General features: G+C 69.6%; 14 protein-coding genes and 1 pseudogene. 7 read left to right on the top strand and 8 right to left on the bottom strand.

Translation table 11 applies throughout. The features are described from left to right. Positions 1 to 23: 23 nt before the first annotated feature. The 5 genes from ABZ810_RS41385 to ABZ810_RS41365 are packed head-to-tail and all read right to left on the bottom strand — an operon-like array spanning position 24 to position 6,859. A complete protein-coding gene (locus tag ABZ810_RS41385) occupies positions 24 to 659 on the bottom strand; it encodes an isochorismatase family protein (protein ID WP_358412505.1) in 636 nt (211 codons plus the stop codon). Further along, on the bottom strand, positions 656 to 2,443 hold the full coding sequence (locus ABZ810_RS41380; RefSeq protein WP_358412503.1) for a hydantoinase B/oxoprolinase family protein: 1,788 nt from the start codon (positions 2,441 to 2,443) through the stop codon (positions 656 to 658). The genes ABZ810_RS41385 and ABZ810_RS41380 overlap by 4 nt, the downstream gene beginning before the upstream one ends. Beyond that, positions 2,440 to 4,500, bottom strand: a complete 2,061-nt coding sequence (locus ABZ810_RS41375) for a hydantoinase/oxoprolinase family protein (protein ID WP_358412501.1) — start codon at positions 4,498 to 4,500, stop codon at positions 2,440 to 2,442. Before ABZ810_RS41375 ends, ABZ810_RS41380 begins: the two co-directional genes overlap by 4 nt. A 45-nt stretch (positions 4,501 to 4,545) precedes the next feature. After that, the gene (gene leuC / locus ABZ810_RS41370; protein WP_358412499.1) at positions 4,546 to 5,961 is read right to left on the bottom strand and encodes a 3-isopropylmalate dehydratase large subunit; all 1,416 of its coding nucleotides are present in this window, start codon (positions 5,959 to 5,961) and stop codon (positions 4,546 to 4,548) included. 1 nt (position 5,962) lies between these two features. Next, complete coding sequence (locus ABZ810_RS41365; RefSeq protein ID WP_358412497.1) at positions 5,963 to 6,859, bottom strand: SDR family NAD(P)-dependent oxidoreductase; 897 nt, start codon at positions 6,857 to 6,859, stop codon at positions 5,963 to 5,965. A gap of 104 nt (positions 6,860 to 6,963) precedes the next feature. Here ABZ810_RS41365 and ABZ810_RS41360 point away from each other — a divergent pair, with 104 nt between their 5' ends. Continuing rightward, the gene (locus ABZ810_RS41360) at positions 6,964 to 7,863 is read left to right on the top strand and encodes an isocitrate lyase/phosphoenolpyruvate mutase family protein (protein WP_358412495.1); all 900 of its coding nucleotides are present in this window, start codon (positions 6,964 to 6,966) and stop codon (positions 7,861 to 7,863) included. A 27-nt stretch (positions 7,864 to 7,890) separates the two neighbouring features. On the opposite strand, the gene ABZ810_RS41355 is transcribed toward ABZ810_RS41360, so the two are convergent. Continuing rightward, positions 7,891 to 8,901 carry a LacI family DNA-binding transcriptional regulator gene (locus tag ABZ810_RS41355; protein ID WP_358412493.1) on the bottom strand — a complete coding sequence of 337 codons (1,011 nt, stop codon included), beginning with the start codon at positions 8,899 to 8,901 and terminating at the stop codon, positions 7,891 to 7,893. 475 nt (positions 8,902 to 9,376) lie between these two features. Here ABZ810_RS41355 and ABZ810_RS41350 point away from each other — a divergent pair. Continuing rightward, positions 9,377 to 9,835 (top strand): annotated as a pseudogene (locus ABZ810_RS41350) (LLM class flavin-dependent oxidoreductase); the annotation flags it as partial. Between the two features lie 239 nt (positions 9,836 to 10,074). Here ABZ810_RS41350 and ABZ810_RS41345 read toward each other — a convergent pair. Beyond that, on the bottom strand, positions 10,075 to 11,004 hold the full coding sequence (locus ABZ810_RS41345; protein ID WP_358412491.1) for an NADP-dependent oxidoreductase: 930 nt from the start codon (positions 11,002 to 11,004) through the stop codon (positions 10,075 to 10,077). Between the two features lie 128 nt (positions 11,005 to 11,132). On the opposite strand from ABZ810_RS41345, the gene ABZ810_RS41340 reads away from it, so the two are divergent. Beyond that, on the top strand, positions 11,133 to 11,672 hold the full coding sequence (locus tag ABZ810_RS41340; protein ID WP_358412489.1) for a MarR family transcriptional regulator: 540 nt from the start codon (positions 11,133 to 11,135) through the stop codon (positions 11,670 to 11,672). 424 nt (positions 11,673 to 12,096) lie between these two features. On the opposite strand, the gene ABZ810_RS41335 is transcribed toward ABZ810_RS41340, so the two are convergent. Beyond that, on the bottom strand, positions 12,097 to 12,831 hold the full coding sequence (locus ABZ810_RS41335) for a hypothetical protein (protein ID WP_358412487.1): 735 nt from the start codon (positions 12,829 to 12,831) through the stop codon (positions 12,097 to 12,099). Positions 12,832 to 12,997: 166 nt separating this feature from the next. On the opposite strand from ABZ810_RS41335, the gene ABZ810_RS41330 reads away from it, so the two are divergent. Genes ABZ810_RS41330 through ABZ810_RS41315 form a run of 4 tightly spaced genes read left to right on the top strand, consistent with a single transcriptional unit; the run spans position 12,998 to position 15,850 of the window. Then, positions 12,998 to 13,429 (top strand): SRPBCC domain-containing protein, encoded by a 432-nt coding sequence (locus ABZ810_RS41330; protein ID WP_358412486.1) that lies wholly within the window; start codon positions 12,998 to 13,000, stop codon positions 13,427 to 13,429. Continuing rightward, positions 13,419 to 13,748: a metalloregulator ArsR/SmtB family transcription factor gene (locus tag ABZ810_RS41325; RefSeq protein WP_358412484.1), complete on the top strand. Its 330-nt coding sequence runs from the start codon at positions 13,419 to 13,421 to the stop codon at positions 13,746 to 13,748. Before ABZ810_RS41330 ends, ABZ810_RS41325 begins: the two co-directional genes overlap by 11 nt. Positions 13,749 to 13,760: 12 nt before the next feature. Further along, entirely contained in the window at positions 13,761 to 14,474 is a 714-nt protein-coding gene (locus ABZ810_RS41320; protein ID WP_358412482.1) for a DUF899 family protein, read from the top strand. Next, complete coding sequence (locus ABZ810_RS41315; RefSeq protein WP_358412480.1) at positions 14,471 to 15,850, top strand: MFS transporter; 1,380 nt, start codon at positions 14,471 to 14,473, stop codon at positions 15,848 to 15,850. Before ABZ810_RS41320 ends, ABZ810_RS41315 begins: the two co-directional genes overlap by 4 nt. Positions 15,851 to 15,852: the final 2 nt, after the last annotated feature.

Raw genomic sequence — 15,852 nt, 5'->3', positions numbered from 1 at the left:
GCGCGTGGTGATCGCGGAGACGGCTACCGCCGGCTCGGCAGATCCCGCAGGTAGGTCAGGACCTCGTCGAGACCGACGACGTCGGCGTACTTGGCATCGAGATCGAACAACGCGGCATCGTGCGGGCCGGCGGCGCGGTCACCGACCGCCTCACGGACGACGATCGGGATGAGCCCGGACTGCACCGCGTCGAGTGCGGTCGCGCGTACGCAGCCGCTCGTGCTGAGCCCGGAGACGAGCACGCTGTCGGCACCGAGGTCGTCGAGCCGCTGCTTCAGGTCGGTATCGAAGAACGCGCTGGCGAACCGCTTGCGGATGACCGGGTCACCCGGACGCGGGGCCAGCTCGTCGCAGATCTCCCCTGCCTCGGTGTCGCCCACGAAGTTCTGCAGGGCCGCGACCTTGCGGAAGAAGGGGCCGCCTTCGGTGCCCCTCTCGTAGTGGACGACGGTATAGATCACGGGGATCCCGGCCGACCGTGCGGCATCGACCAGCGTCACCGCGGCCGCCAGCGCCGGTTCGACTCCTGCGTAAAGCGGGTTGCCCGGCATGAGATACGCCTTGACGAAGTCGACGACGACCAGGGCGGGCCGAGCGCCGAACCCCAGACGCTGGTTGAAGCCTGATTCGACGTAGTCGCCGGTGATGTCCGCGCTCACGCCTGCACCTCCTCGGTCCAGGCGACCGGCGGGGTGAGGCCGGAGGGCAGGTCGCCGAAGTCGAAGCCGAGAGCCGGCCGTTCCGCGCCGAGCTCCTGGCGAAGCCCGGTGGTCGCCTGCTCGTCACCCGGCACCACGCCGTACTGGGTCCTGGCCGCCTCGGCGGAGACCAGGCGGCGGGCGATGTCGCGCTCGACCGCCTCGACCGGCCGCTCCAGCGGGTCACCCCAGCCGCCCGCGCCCGCGGTGCGGAACACGAGCCGATCACCCGGTCCCACGGCGACATTGTCGATCTTCGACACCAGCGACTCCACCGAGCCATCGGCACGGATGAGCGTCTTCGCCGAGCTCCCTCCGGCCCTGCCGCCGCCGATGCCCCAGGGCTGAAGGGTGGCTCGGTCGTCGTTGACCGTGATCTGGCCGGCCCTGCGGAAGAGGTATTCGCGCTCGATTCCGGTGCCGCCGCGGTGCAGTCCTGCGCCGCCGGAGTCGAGGACCGGTTCGTAGCGCAGGGCGACCAGCGGGTAGTTGGTCTCCATGTACTCGGCGGGAGTGCTGCGGAACTCGGGCCACCATGAGTGACCGTCGAGCCCGTCTCCCGCGCGGCGACCGGGCAGTCCGCCGAACAGCAGCTCGGTCATCTGGAAATACTCGCCGGAGCCGTCCACTCCGGAGTAGACGAGATACGGGCTGGTGCCGTACCCGGCCGCCATCGAGAGGTCGGGCGCCTTCTGACCGAGCGCTCCCGAGATACAGTCGAACAGCCGCGTGTGCACGTTCAGGCGGTTCGACAGCGGCGCCGGGAACTCCGGGTTCAGCAGGGAGCCCTCGGGCAGGACGACCTCGAACACCTCGTTGTAGCCGTCGTTGAACAGGATGGTCGAGTCGAACGCCATGATCATGTAGACGCCGAAGAACAGCTTGCACAGGTTCTCGTGGATCAGGAAGTTGATCGACCCCGGCGCCTGCGGGTCGGTGCCCGTCCAGTCGAAGTAGGCCTTGTCCCCCTCCCGCCACACCGTGAGCTGGAGCTTGAAGGGCCCGTTGCCGAGACCGTCGTCGTCGACCCAATCCCAGAAGGTCACCTTCTCCTCGCCGATGTACCGGCGGATCAGCTTGGTCATCGCGACACGGGTCCGGTCGAGCAGGGCGTCGCAGGCCACCTCGTAGGTGCCGCGGCCGTAGCGGTCGCAGAGCTCGATGACGCGCGATCCCGCACGCTGGCACGCACCGACGAGGCCCATGATGTCCGACCGGACGATGTCGGGAACGCGGGTGTTGTTCAGGATCAGTGTGAGCACGGCTTCGTTGAGCCTGCCGCGCTCGACCAGCTTGACCGGCGGGATGCGCAGGCCCTCGTCCCAGATCGAGAGCGCATCGGCCGACTGCGTGCCGGCGGCCCGCCCGCCGATGTCGAGCACGTGGCCGAACTGGCTCGCGTACCCGACGAGCACGTCCGCATGGAAGATCGGGATGATCACGAGCAGGTCGTTGGTGTGCGAGATCGACCCGCGGCACAGGTACGGATCGTTCAGGATGATGGCGTCACCCGGGTCGATCTCCCCCTCGAACCGGCTCACGACATCGGGAATGTAGGAGCCGAACTGGCCGACGATCATCTGGCCGGCCGCGTTGGCGATCATCGGGAACTCGTCATGCTGCTCACGGATCGACGAGGACATCGCCGATCTGCGCAGGACCTCGTCCATCTCGATGCGGATGTTCTTCAGCGAGTTCTCGATCAGGTCGAGGGTGATCGGATCGATGTCGAACGTCGGGCTCATCGGGCCTCCTCGATCAGCAGGTTGAACCACGGGTCGACACGCGCGGTGTGTCCGGGCAGGACGAGGACCGTCGAGTCGTACTGGGTGATGACCGCCTTGCCTTCGACACGCATGCCGGGAGCCAGCAGGGCACGGTCGTAGACGGGGATGTCGCTCAGCGCGCCGTCGACCCAGGACGGCTGCGTGCCGGCCTGCGCCGCCGACGCGTCCGCGGGTCCCTCGGTCCCGGGTTCGAGGTCGACCTTCTCGGTCCGGCCGATCGCCCTGGAACGCACGGTCACGATCTCGATCGGCGCGGGAAGATCGAACCCATAGAGGCGGTGGTGCTCGTCGTGGAACAGCCTCTTCAGCTCGTCGAGCCCCAGGGTCGAGGCGTCGCCGTCGAACTCCACCGGGATCTCGTAGCCCTGGCGCCGGTAGCGCATGTCGAGCACGTGGCGCACGTTGCGCCGTCCGGCCGGCACGCCCTCCTCCTCCAGCCATGCGGCCGCACGGCCGTCCAGTTCGTGCAGCGTGGCGCGCAGGCTCGTCACGTCGATGTCGTCGACGGTCCCCAGGAACGCCTGGCAGAACTCGTTCTGGACGTCCGCGACGACGAAGCCCAGAGCGGACAGGACACCGGCCTCCGGCGGCACGATGACCGGGAACGCCCCCAGTTCGGCCGCGAGCGCGTTCGCGTGCAGGCCACCGGCACCACCGAACGACAGCAGCGAGAACTCCCGGGGGTTCAGCCCCTTCTGGACGGTCGCGACCCGAAGCGCTCCGAGCATGTTGCCGTTGACGATGTCGACGACGGCCTGCGCGGCGCTGTGCACGTCGATGTTCAGCTGGGCGGCGAGCGGCTCGTGGGCACGCACCGCGGCCTCGACGTCGAGTGTCATGTCACCGCCGAGCAGAGCGGTCGGCAGGTGGCCAAGGACGAGGTTGGCGTCCGTGACCGTCGGCAGTTCCCCACCCCGGCCGTAGCACGCGGGACCCGGCTGCGCACCCGCGCTGGCGGGGCCCACGCGCAGTCCGCCGGTGACCTCGGAGACGCTGGCGATCGATCCACCGCCCGCGCCGATGGTCTCGACGTTGATGGCGGGGGCACGCACCGGGAAGGCCGCTACCTTCGTCTCACGGGTGACTTCGGGGATGCCGCCGATGCACACCGCGACGTCGGATGACGTGCCGCCCATGTCGAATGTGATGATCTTGTCGAACCCGGCGCGCTTGGCCACGAACGCGGCGCCGTTGACGCCGCCCGACGGTCCGGACAGGGCCGTCTGGATCGGATGCGCCTGCGCGCCCGCGACCGACATCAGGCCGCCGTCCGAGCGCACGACCTGCAGCCCTGCCGTGACCGGGACGTCGCGCAGGGCGACCTCCAGAGCGGACAGGTACCTCTGCATGACCGGGCCGAGGTAGGAGTTGAGGACCGTGGTCACCGCCCGCTCGTACTCGCGGAACTCCGGGCTGACGTCGCTGGACAGCGATACCGGAATGTCCACGCCGAGTTCCGCGAGGACTCCGGCAGCGATCTTGGCGACCCGTACCTCGTGGTCGGGATGGGCGTAGGCGTGCATCAACGACACGGTGAGCGCCTCGACGTCCTGGCCGACCAGGTCGCGCACCTGCCGCTCCACGTCGGAGTCGTCGAGCGGGATGACGATCTCGCCGTCCGCCGTGATCCGCTCGTTCAGCTGGCGCACGCGTTCGTACGGAACCACCGGCTCGGGCGGCTGGTAGGAGAAGAAGCCGAACAGCGGCCCCGGCGTCCAGCTGTCCGCCAGGTGCAGTATGTTCCGCCATCCGTAGCTCGTGATCAGGCCGACCCTGGAACCCTTGCCCTCCAGCAACGCATTAGTCGCCACGGTGGTGCCGTGCAGAACCGCGTCGAGCCGGGCCGGCTCCAGGCCGGCCTTCGCGCAGATCTCGACGATCCCGCGGATGACTCCCTCCGCCTGGTTGCCGGGAGTCGAGGGAGTCTTGGCGAGCCAGAAGCGTGAATTGACGGAGTCGTGGAGGAAGACGTCCGTGAACGTGCCTCCAACGTCCACACCGATGCGCAAGGTCATGTCAATCTTCACTCCTGTGTTCGTTCCTGCTGATGGGTTGGGCGGTCATGTCCCGACCGGCTGAACCCCGGCCTCGCGGACGTCAACAAAGTGGCCGTGGATCGCCGCGGCCGCGGCCATGGCGGGCGACACGAGGTGCGTACGCCCGCCCGCGCCCTGCCGGCCCTCGAAGTTCCGGTTCGACGTCGAGGCGCAGCGTTCGCCCGCGCCGAGCCGGTCGTCGTTGATGCCGACGCACATCGAGCAACCCGGCAAGCGCCACGACAACCCCGCGGCCTCGAAAATCTCGCCGAGGCCCTCCTCTTCGGCCTGGCGGCGCACCGCCGCCGACCCGGGCACGACCATGGCGTCGACTCCGTCGGCGACACGCCGGCCGCGAAGGACGGCCGCCGCCGCCCGCAGGTCCTCAATCCGTCCGTTAGTGCAGGAGCCGATGAAGACCCGGTCGACGGCGAGGTCCTGCACGGCCTCCCCGCCGGACAGCCCCATGTAGTCGAGAGCACGGCGCGCGCCCTCGCGATCTGGCTGGGTCTCGGGTGTCGGCACGCGTCCGGTCACGGGGACACTCATGGCGGGGGTCGTCCCCCAGCTGACCATCGGGGCCACACGGCTCGCATCGACCCGATGGACAAGGTCGAAGTGGGCCCCGTCGTCGCTGCGCAGCTCGGTCCACAACCGCACCAAGTCGTCGAACGAGTGGTCCATCGATGCGATGAACGGGCGGTCTTGCAGGTAGGCGTAGGTGACGTCGTCAGGGGCGATCATCCCGACGCGGCCGCCCATCTCGATCGACATGTTGCACACGGTCATGCGGCCCTCCATCGTCAACGACGAGATGGCGTCGCCGCGATACTCGATGGCACGACCCGCCGCACCGGACGTCCCGAGCTCGTGCATCAGGGTCAGCGCCAGATCCTTCGGCGTGACACCGGACGGCAGCCGGCCGGACACGTCGACGAGAAGCGTGCGCGGTCGCTGCTGGGGCAGGCACTGCGTCGCGAGCACATGCGCGATCTCCGACGTGCCGATCCCGAACGCCAGAGCACCGAAGGCCCCGTGGGTGGAGGTGTGGCTGTCGCCGCAGACGATCGTCATGCCGGGCTGGGTCAGCCCGAGCTCCGGCCCGATCACGTGGACGATGCCCTGCCGCGGCGACCCCATCCCATAGAAGGGGATCCCGAACTCCTCGCAGTTGGCCGACAGCGCCTGCAGTTGGAGGCGCGTCATACCGTCGGCGACCTCCAGCCCGATGCCGTGCGTCGGAACCGCGTGGTCGGCAGTGGCCAGGGTGAGGTCGGGGCGCCGGACCCCGCGGCCCTGGTCGCGCAGCGCGTCGAAGGCCTGGGGGCTCGACACCTCCTGGACGAGGTGCAGGTCGATGTACAGGAGATCGGCCTCACCCGGAGCCGACCGGACCACATGGGCGTCCCACAGTTTGTCGAACAGCGTGCGCGGTGCCATGTCAGTACATCACCAGCCCGGACGAAACGTTGACGTCCTCACCGGTGATCGCCGCCGCACCATCGCTCGCGAGAAAGACGGCGGTCGCGGCGACGTCGCCCGCCGTGGTGAAACGCTTGAGCGGCGTGTCGGCGAGCATCGCCTCGCGCATCTCGTCCACTTCCAGGCCACGTGCCGCCGCCTGGTTCTCGACGACCCAGTCGAGTCGCTCGCCTCCCACCAGGCCGGGCGAGATGACATTGGCGCGCACTCCGTGCGCGCCGAGGTCGAGGGCGAGAGTACGGCACAGGCCCACCACGGCCAGCTTGCTGGCGGCGTACGGCGCCCGGTGCAGCAGGGGACGCTTGCCGGTCATCGACCCGATCACGAGCACGACCCCGTGACCGGCTGCGATCATGTGAGGCACGGCCGCCCGCACGCACAGGAACGGGCCGGTCACGTTGACGTCGACGACCTCGTCCCACGACTCGTCCGTCACATCCCAGAGCGGGGCCGAGGGGCCGCCCACCCCGCTGTTGCAGACCAGCACGTCGATACCGCCGAACACCTCCACGACCGCTTCGAACGCCGGCGCCACCTGGGCACGGTCGGCGAGGTCGAGGGCCACCGCGAGGCCGCGCCGGCCAAGGGACTCGATCTCGCCGACCGTCCGCTGGGCCTCCTCGCGGCTACGCGCGGTGACGGCGACATCGGCGCCCGCGCCTGCCATGGCCAGGGCGATCTCCCGGCCGATGCCACGCGCGGCTCCGGTCACCACGACCGTTCGCCCCTGGAGCGACGCCTCGGTCCGTCCCCCGTCGGTCATTGACTGGCCCTCTCGCGTCGGGATGCTGAGATGCGCGATTACCGCCGACATCACTGAATACGTATTCGAGCACTGTGGTGAGGCGAACGTCAAGGGTCAGAGCGGTAATCGAGACGTCAGGGATCCTTGATTTCCGGACAGCATCTGGATACGTATACTTCATACTTGCCGCAACCCCCACGAGACGGGACTCGACGATGACGACCGACGACTCCGCCCGCCCCGGCGACACGCTCCGACGACTGCTGGACCGGCGAGGTTCGCTGGCCGTGCCAGGAGGCGGAACCCCACTGGAGGCGCACTGCGCCGAGGCGGCCGGATTCGACGCCTTCTACCTGAGCGGGTACGCGGTCGCCGCCTGGCGCCACGGCCAGCCCGACCTGGGGATCACGGGAATGACGGATGTCTTCGACGCCGTCGCGGCCATCACCACCTCGAGCGGCATCCCCGTCATCGTTGATGCCGACACGGGCTACGGCGACGTCACCGCCGTGGCCGCGACCGTGGCGCGACTGGAGCAAGCCGGCGCCGCGGCGATCCAGATCGAGGACCAGGTCGCCCCGAAGCGTTGCGGGCACATGCAGGGCAAGGAGGTCATCCCGGCGAAGCAGATGGAGCGCAAGGTGGTGGCGGCGCTCCGCGCCCGAACTGCGGGGGCCCTCATCATCGCGCGGACGGACGCGCTGGGTCCACTCGGCGTGGACGAGGCGATCGAGCGCTGCAAGCGGTTCCACGATCTCGGGGCCGATGCCGTGTTCGTCGACGCGCCCGAGAGCGTCGAGCACCTCGAACGGATCGCGCACGAGGTTCCTGGCCGCCTGGTCGTGAACATGACCGAGTCCGGCAGGACTCCGATCCTGCCCTTCGCCCAGATCGAAGCCCTGGGGTTCGATCTGGCCATCTACCCGACGGCGGCCTTGAGGTTGGCGGGCCGCATGATCTCCGAGCTCTACGCCGGCCTGCGCGACACGGGCTCGACCGCCGACTGGTCGACCCGGATGATGAGCCTCGACGAGATGAACGTGCTGCTCGGACAGGGAAGCGTTGACGCGTTCGAGTCGGCCGTGCTCGAGCAGGTCCCCGACGTCGAGGGCTGACACGCCTCGCGATCTGGCCGTCGACGCCTAAGGCGCACCGGGAAACGGTGTCCGGCCAGTCGAGTCGCGCACGATCAGCTCGCTGGTGAACCGTTGATGCGTCCAAGACTTCTTCGGGTTGTCGATGCGTTCGAGCAGCAGGTGCACCCCGGCTCGCACCATCTCTTCGACCGGCTGACGCACGGTCGTGAGACTGAACGACTCCCACGACGCCATGTCGACGTCGTCGTACCCGACGATCCACAGGTCGTCCGGGACGGTGAGCCCCATCGACCGGGCGGCGTCGACCGCACCGAACGCGCTCAGGTCATTGCTGCAGAAGACGGCCGTCGGCGGCTGCGGGCTCTCGAAGATCGCGCGTAGCGCCTCGTAGCCGCCGCTGTGAGAGAAGCGGCCATCGAGCACGAACTCGTCTGGGACATCGACACCGTGCCGAGCCGCACCTGCAAGGAATCCCTCCTTCCGGTCGTGCGCCGTGCTCGCGCCACCTGAGCCGGTGATCAGGCCGGCGCGCGTGCGGCCCGCCGCGGCGAAGTAGTGGGCGACCTGCGACGACCTCACGGCATTGTCACTGTCGACCTGGTCGCAGCCCATTCCTTCGACCACACGGTTCACCAGTACCAGTGGAGCGCCCGCCTTCAGCGCCGTCGTGAGTGCGCTCGACGTGCTGGTGGCCGTGGTGAAGATCAGGCCGTCGATCATCTTGTGGCCTATCGCCTGGATCGCACCCTTCTCGCCGGCCCCCTGCGAGTCCCAAAGGATCATCCGAAGGTCCAGGTCATCAAGTGTCCGCGACAGCGACTCGATGACCTCGGGATAGAAGGGGTTGGTCACCCGGTCCACCACCACCCCGATGGTCCCGCTGCGCTGCGTCCGCATAGTGCGGGCCGCGTGGTTGAGTTCGTAGCCGAGTTCGGCCGCCGCGGCAAGGACCCGCGCGCGAGTCTCGGCGGACACACCGCCAGCGCCGGACAAGGTCCGCGACACGGTCGCCTGCGAGACCTTGGCGGCTGAGGCGACGTCCCTACTCGTGACCACATGGACCTCTCATCGATCGACCGGCGAGCACCCGATCAGAGCGCCGCCCTCCTCGGCCTTGTACCGGCCAGGACCACTGTATACGTATGCGCAGTGACGACCGAGACGCTCGCTTATCAATCGCACGAACGAGAGACCATACCGTGGCATCCAACAGAGTTACGGTGGCGAGCCACATTTTGACTTCTGGGTACGACACGGCGTCGCCCCAGCATCCAGGACGCCCGATCCGGCACGAACTCTGGCGCGACCCCGGGGGTAATTTCATCCTCCGGTAGCGGATCCATGGTGATCGCCGTGCCCCGGTTTCGGGCTGTGACCATGACCCGGGGATCAACGACGGCCCCCCTGCCGTGCTGTCTGATCGCTGGCGACCGGTGTCCCGGAAAGTTCTTTGAAGAAATCCGGGGGACGGTGTCGATTCGGTGGTGGTGTTCGTAGCAGGGGTGAGGCCGTCCATAAGGGCGGCGCCAGGGTGACCGGCGGTACCAGGTCCTTCCGTTTCGGGGTCGTCGCCCCGCTCACGGCAGATCTGCGGACGTGGCGAGACCGGGTACGCCGTGTAGCCGACAGTGGCTATTCCACGCTGCTGACGCCCGACGTCCCGAAATGGCAGCCGGCGCCCGCCCCCGCGCTGGCGGTCGCGGCGACCCTGACCGACCTGCGGGTGGGCACGTGGGTGTATGCCTCCCCGCTGCGCCCGGCCTGGAGCACCGCGTGGGAGGCGCACTCGCTGTCGGTGCTCACCGGCGGTCGCTTCGAGATGGGCATCGGTACCGGCAGGCCCGGCATCGAAGACGAACTCCGCGAACTGGGGCTGCCCGTCGCGCCACCGAGCCAGCGGCTGACCCGGGTGCGTGAGACCGTGACGGCGCTGCGAGGTCTCGACGGCGCCGACTCGCACACGCCGGTGGTGATGGCCGTGCGCGGGCCGAAGGCGCAGGCGATGGCGGCCGAGATCGCGGACACCGTCGCCTTCGCGCTGACGACCCCGCGGCGGCCGCCGAGGAGATCCAGCGGCGGCGAGAGGAGATCGGCTTCTCCTACTTCGTCTTCGGCGCCGACTTCGCCGACACACTCGCACCCGTCGTGGCAGAGCTGGCCGGACACTAGAGCGGCCGAGGTCCCGGGCCCGGCCACGCCGCCGGGCCCGGGACCTGGGCCTGGACCGGCTCAGCCGACGGCCACGACGGTCTTGCCCGCCAGCTCGCCGGCGTCGGCGCGCCGGTGGACGTCCGGCAGCCCGGTCAGCGTCGAGCGTTCGGCCACGTCGATCACCAGCCGCCCGTCGTCCACCCGCTCGACCAGGCCGGCGAGCTGGGCGGCGTCGCCGTGGACGAACATCCGCGTCGCCCGCACCCCGCGGCCGGCCTCCTCGTCGGTACCGGTGGTGGTGATGAGCACGCCGTCGTCGACGACGAGGCCGATCAGCTCCGCGATCTCCTCCGGCGAGGTGAACGCCAGGTTCAGCACCACGTCGAAGCGGCCGGTCACCGCCTTGGCGGCCGAGGTGACCGTGTAGTCGATCACCTCGTCCGCGCCGCGGGCGCGAACCCGCTCGGCGCTGCGCGGGCCCGCCGTCGCGACCACCGTGGCGCCGGCCTCCTGGGCCAGCTGGACGGCGTATCCCCCGACGGCGCTGCCGGCGCCGTTGATCAGCACGCGCTGCCCGGCGCGCAGGCCGGCGTGGTCGAAGAGGGCCTGCCAGGCCGTCAGGCCGACGGTGGGCAGCGCGGCCGCGTCGACGAGGTCGACCGTGCGCGGGGCGGCGGCCAGCTCGGCGGCGGCCACGGCCACGTACTCCCGCGCGGCGCCGTCGCCGGTGACCGGCAGCAGGGCCACCACCGCGTCGCCGACGTTCCAGCCGGTGACCCCGTCGCCGATCTCGGCGATCGTCCCGGTCATGTCCATGCCGGGGATGCGCGGCAGCGGCACCGGGAGGACCTCCCGCAGGATCCCGGCGCGGACCGCCGCGTCCACCGGGTTGAACGAGGTCCCGGCCACCTTCACGACGACTTCGCCCGCTCCGGCCACCGGCCGTTCGAGGTCCTCGTACACCAGGACGTCGCTGTCGCCGAACCCGTGGAAACGCACTGCCTTCATGATTCCTCCTGATTTGCTTCGAATGTGAAGCATGCAGGAACCATAGCCCGCTTCGAATTCGAAGCAATACCCTGGGGCCGTGTGACCCTCGTCACATGCTTCGAATTCGAAGCGATAGGGTGGGCGGCATGGCCGACATCGCCCACGGGGACTCGCCGGGACTGCCTCCCGAGCAGCTGGAGACCTACTTCTCGCTGATGGAGGCCGTCAGCCTGCTCCAGCACGCCGTCGAACGGCAGCTGCGCGCCGACGGCGACCTCAGCTCCGTGCAGTTCCAGATCCTGGCGAGCCTCGCGGCCCATCCGGACGGCCGGCTCACCATGACCGAGCTGGCCGACGGCGTCGTCTACAGCCGCAGCGGCCTGACCTACCAGGCGGGGCTGCTGGAGAAGGCCGGCCTGATCACCCGCGCCCCCAGCGCCGACGACGAACGCGCCACGCTGGTCACGATCACCGCCGCCGGGCGCGAACGTGTCGCCACGGTGCTGCCCGGCCACGTCGAGGTCGCCAAGACGTTGCTGTTCGCCCCGCTCACCGGCGACGACGTACGTTCGCTGAACGACATGATGACCCGCGTCCGCGACCACATGCGCGCCCTGCCGCCGCGCTCGGCGGCCCCCCGCAAACGCCGCCCCGCCGAACCCCCTGCCGTCCCCTCCCCCGAGTGACGGAGCCCCCGGACCCGACCGGGCCCCGGGAACGAGGCGGGACCCGGGGTTTTGCCGCCCCCGGGTCCCTGGGTTTACCGCCCAATTCGCACGCCGACACGGTATGGATGCGGATCAGTTCTCAAAGGCCCTTGTGCGTTACCGTTACGCCATCGCCCCATGAAGCGGAGCGAGCTGGACTCGAACCAGCATCCCAAGGGGGCTCGTCCACATCCGATCGATTCGGCGATCGGCGGTGAATACTGAATCTGGAGCGAGAATCTGAGGTTGAGCGGACGGCTGCCTCTACCGGTTGGGCCACCCCACCCTGAGTGGTGGGGGCGGGATTCGAACCCGCACTGTCACTCATCCTGATCAGCTTCGGCTTCAGCTTCAGCTTTGCGCTCCTCGCGCACCCCCCGCCCTCCGGCGGGGGGAGTCTGGGTCATCCGAACAGGTAACCGAGAACGGCCTCGCCCACGCGCTGGTCGGCGATCTCGGTGCCGTTGGCCTCCTCACGTGCGAACTTCACCGCGTCCTGCAGCTTGTCGACGCGCTCCAGCAGCTCGTTCACCCGCTGGGCGGGCAGGGCGCCGGAGAACTTCACCGTGGTCCAGTATCCGACCGGAACGTCCTCGTAGTACACCTCGACCTGGGCCGGGTGCTTCTCGGTCGCCTCGGCCTTGACGTGGTTGCGCGGCACCTTCTTGGTCTTGACCGTGCGGACCGGCTCGGTGCGCCACACGTCGGTGGACGCGTCGTGGTTCCAGGTCTCGGCGGCGTCCAGCACCGGGAGCTTGCGCACGAACGTGTGCAGGTCCTTGAGCTGCTTCTCCAGGAAGAGCAGGTAGGTGACCGGCGCGTCGCGCACGAGCGTGGTGCCGTCCACCGTCACGTCGGCCCGCGCGACACAGTTGGCCCAGTCCTTGGTGGCCGTCACGTCGAAGAGCCGGGTGAGCGAGGTGCCCAGCTGACGCAGCACGTCGTCGACCTTGACCTGCACGCGGGTCGACTCGGGCGGCAGCTGCTCGCCCTCCTCGTCCTTGGGCTGGTACGTACGCGAGATGCCCGACAGCAGCGGCGCCTTCTGCACCGAGTGGTGGGCCTCGGTGAGGTCCTGGAAGGACTTGCTCTTCACGCCCTTCTCGACCGCGATGATCTGGTTCAGTTTCGTCGCCACTGGTGTCGCGCCCCCTTTCGTTCGTGATCGGAACCGTAGCAGCGGCGAATCCCTCGGATCACCGCATTTTCCGCGAACCAGGGCCCAGACCTCCCCCGCCTTGACGCAACCGACGGGTTGCCATACTGTTGCAACCAGTCGGTTGCTATATATGGAGGAGGACGTCATGGGGTTTCCTGATCGCATCGAGCGGACCGTCGAGGTCTCGAAGCCGCCGGAGAAGGTCTGGGCGGCGCTCACCACGTCCGAGGGCCTGTCGGCCTGGTTCGGGCAGGAGGCCACGATCGAGCTCCGCCCGGGCGGGCCCGCCCGGATGAGCTGGGACGGCGGGCACGCGGTCGACATGCGGGTGGAGCGGGTCGAGGAGCCGAACGTGTTCGCGTTCACCTGGCCGATCTACGGCCTGCCCGACGACGACCCGCGCCGCACCTACGTCGAGTTCACGCTCGAGCCCGTCACCGCGGGCACCCGGCTCACGGTCGTGGAGACCGGCTTCGCCCAGCTGTCCGAGGAGGCCTACGCCCAGGCCTTCGAGGGCAACGTCCGCGGCTGGAAGAGCGAGCTGGGCGAACTGGTCGAATACCTCGATGCGGCCTGACGTCGAGGCGATCGCCGAACAGGTCTTCGTCGCCCTGGCCGACCCGTCCCGCCGCGCCCTCCTGGCCGCGCTGGCGGAGTCGGGCCCGGCCACGGCGACGGACCTGGCGACCCGCCTGCCGATCACCCGGCAGGCGATCGCCAAACATCTGAACCTGCTGGAAGAGGCCGGCCTGGTGACGGCCGAGCCCGGTGAACGACGCCGGGTGCGTTACCGGCTGCGCTCGGCGCCGATGCAGGTCGCCCAGCAGTTCCTGGCCGCGCTGGCGCGCGACTGGGACGGGCGGCTCGACGCGCTGAAGGACCACCTCGATCGATGAGAGGGCGGAACGATGCGTACACCGGAGATTCGTGAGCGGAACGTGTGGCAGGCCGAGATCGACGTGCTGCGCGCCCGGGAGAAGGCGCACACGCGGGAAGGCGACGCCATCGCGGCGGCCCGGCGGAGGTTGCCGATGGTCGAGGTCGACCCGGGCATCACCGTCGCCGGGCCGGACGGGCCGGTGACCCTGCTGGAGGTGTTCGAGGGACGCCGCCAGCTGATCGCCTACTTCCACATGTGGGACACCGGGCACCCCGCCTCCGAGCAGTGCCAGGGGTGCACCTTCTTCAACGGACAGGTCCGCGAGCTGTCCCACCTGCACTCGCGTGACGTCACCTACGCGACGTTCTGCCAGGGGCCGTACGAGCAGAGCGTCCGCTACCGCGACTTCCTCGGGCTGGACATGCCCTGGTACTCGGTGCGGGACTCGGCGGAGGCCCTGCTGGCCGGGCGCGAGGCCGGCATGTTCTACCTGGTGTGCTACCTGCGGGACGGCGACCGCGTGTTCGAGACCTACTGGACGACCCGCCGCGGCGTCGAGGCGATGGACAACAGCTACTCGCTGATGGACCTGACCGTGTTCGGGCGGCGGGAGGACTGCGAGGACTCCCCGGACGGGTGGCCGCAGGAGTTCGAGTCCGGGGAGGTCACCACGAACGGGCGTCCCACGGCTCAGTGGTCCCGGCTCGAGGCCGGGCACTCCGACGATCTCGAAGCCTCATGACCGGGCGGCAGCGGCTCGTCCTGTTCGTGCTGCTCGGTGCCGGGTTCATGTTGTCGGTCGACTTCTCGATCCTGAACGTGGCGTTGCCGCAGGTCGGCGCGGGCGTCGGGCTGAGCGACACGGCACTCCCCTGGATCGCCTCCGCGTACGCGCTTCCCGCCGCCGGGTTCTCCCTGGTGTTCGGGAGGATGGGAGATCTGTTCGGGCGGCGGAGGTTGTTCCTGGCGGGCATGGCGCTGCTGGCGGGAGCGTCCCTGCTGGGCGGCCTGGCGACCGGCCCGGAGGCGCTCCTGACCGCGCGGGCGTTGCAGGGTCTCGCCACGGCGATGACGCTGCCCGCCGGGCTGTCGCTGATCACGACGACGTTCCAGGGGCCGCTTCGGGAGCGGGTCCTCGGGCTGAACGGCGCGTTGTTGTCGGGCGGGTTCACGGTGGGCGCGCTGCTCGGCGGGGCCCTGGTCGGCCTGCTGAGCTGGCGCGCGGCGTTCTTCATCAACGTCCCCGTCGCCGTCGTCATCCTGCTGCTCACGCCCGGGCTGATCCGCGAGAGCAGGGTGCCGGGCCGGGTCAGGCTCGACCTGCCCGGCGCGGTGACCGTGACCGGCGGCCTGCTCGCGCTGATCTACGCGGTCATCGAGCGCCATCTGGTGGCGGGGATCGTGGGCGTGCTGCTGCTGGCCGCGTTCTGGCTGATCGAGCTGCGGTCCCCGGCACCGCTCGCCCCGGTGCGCATCCTCCGCAGGCCCACCGTGAAGTGGGGCAACTACGCGGGATTCGTGATCTTCACGATGGAGCCCGCGATGATCTTCCTGATCACGCTCTACCTCCAGCAGACCCTGCGGCTCTCCCCGCTGGCGACCGGCCTCGTCTTCGGGATCCCGGGGCTGGCCTCGGTCGCCGCCGGGGTCATCGCGGGACGGGCCCTCGGCCGCTTCGGCGGCCGGGCGGTGCTGGCCGCGGGCATGACGGTGCAGGGCCTGGCGACGCTGCCGCTGGTGTTCCTCGGCGAAAGCCGTGTGGCGTTGCTGGTCCTGGTCCCCGCGCTGTTCATCGGCTTCTTCGGGCACGTGACCGCCATCGTGGCGTTCACCGTGACCGCGACGTCGGGCCTGCCGGACGGGGAGCAGGGGCTCGCCACCGGGCTGACCTCGATGACCCAGCAGGTGGCCATCACGGTCGGCATCCCGATCCTGGGCGCCGTGGCGGCGACGCGCGGCGTGGAGTTCGCCGGCATCCGCCTCGCGCTGAGCGTGAACGTGGCCGTGACGCTCGCGAGCGTGGCGCTCATCTGGTTCGGCCTGCGCCCGCGCGGCACGGCCCCCGCGGCGGCGCCGCCCTCGCCCGCGGTACGCGAGCGAGGCGCGCGGGTCGCCTGATC

The sequence above is a fragment of the Spirillospora sp. NPDC047279 genome (assembly GCF_040643285.1).
Taxonomy (GTDB): Bacteria; Actinomycetota; Actinomycetes; order Streptosporangiales; family Streptosporangiaceae; genus Spirillospora.
Note: the sequence above shows the minus strand (reverse complement) of the source record. Positions and strands in the feature narration are given on the sequence as shown.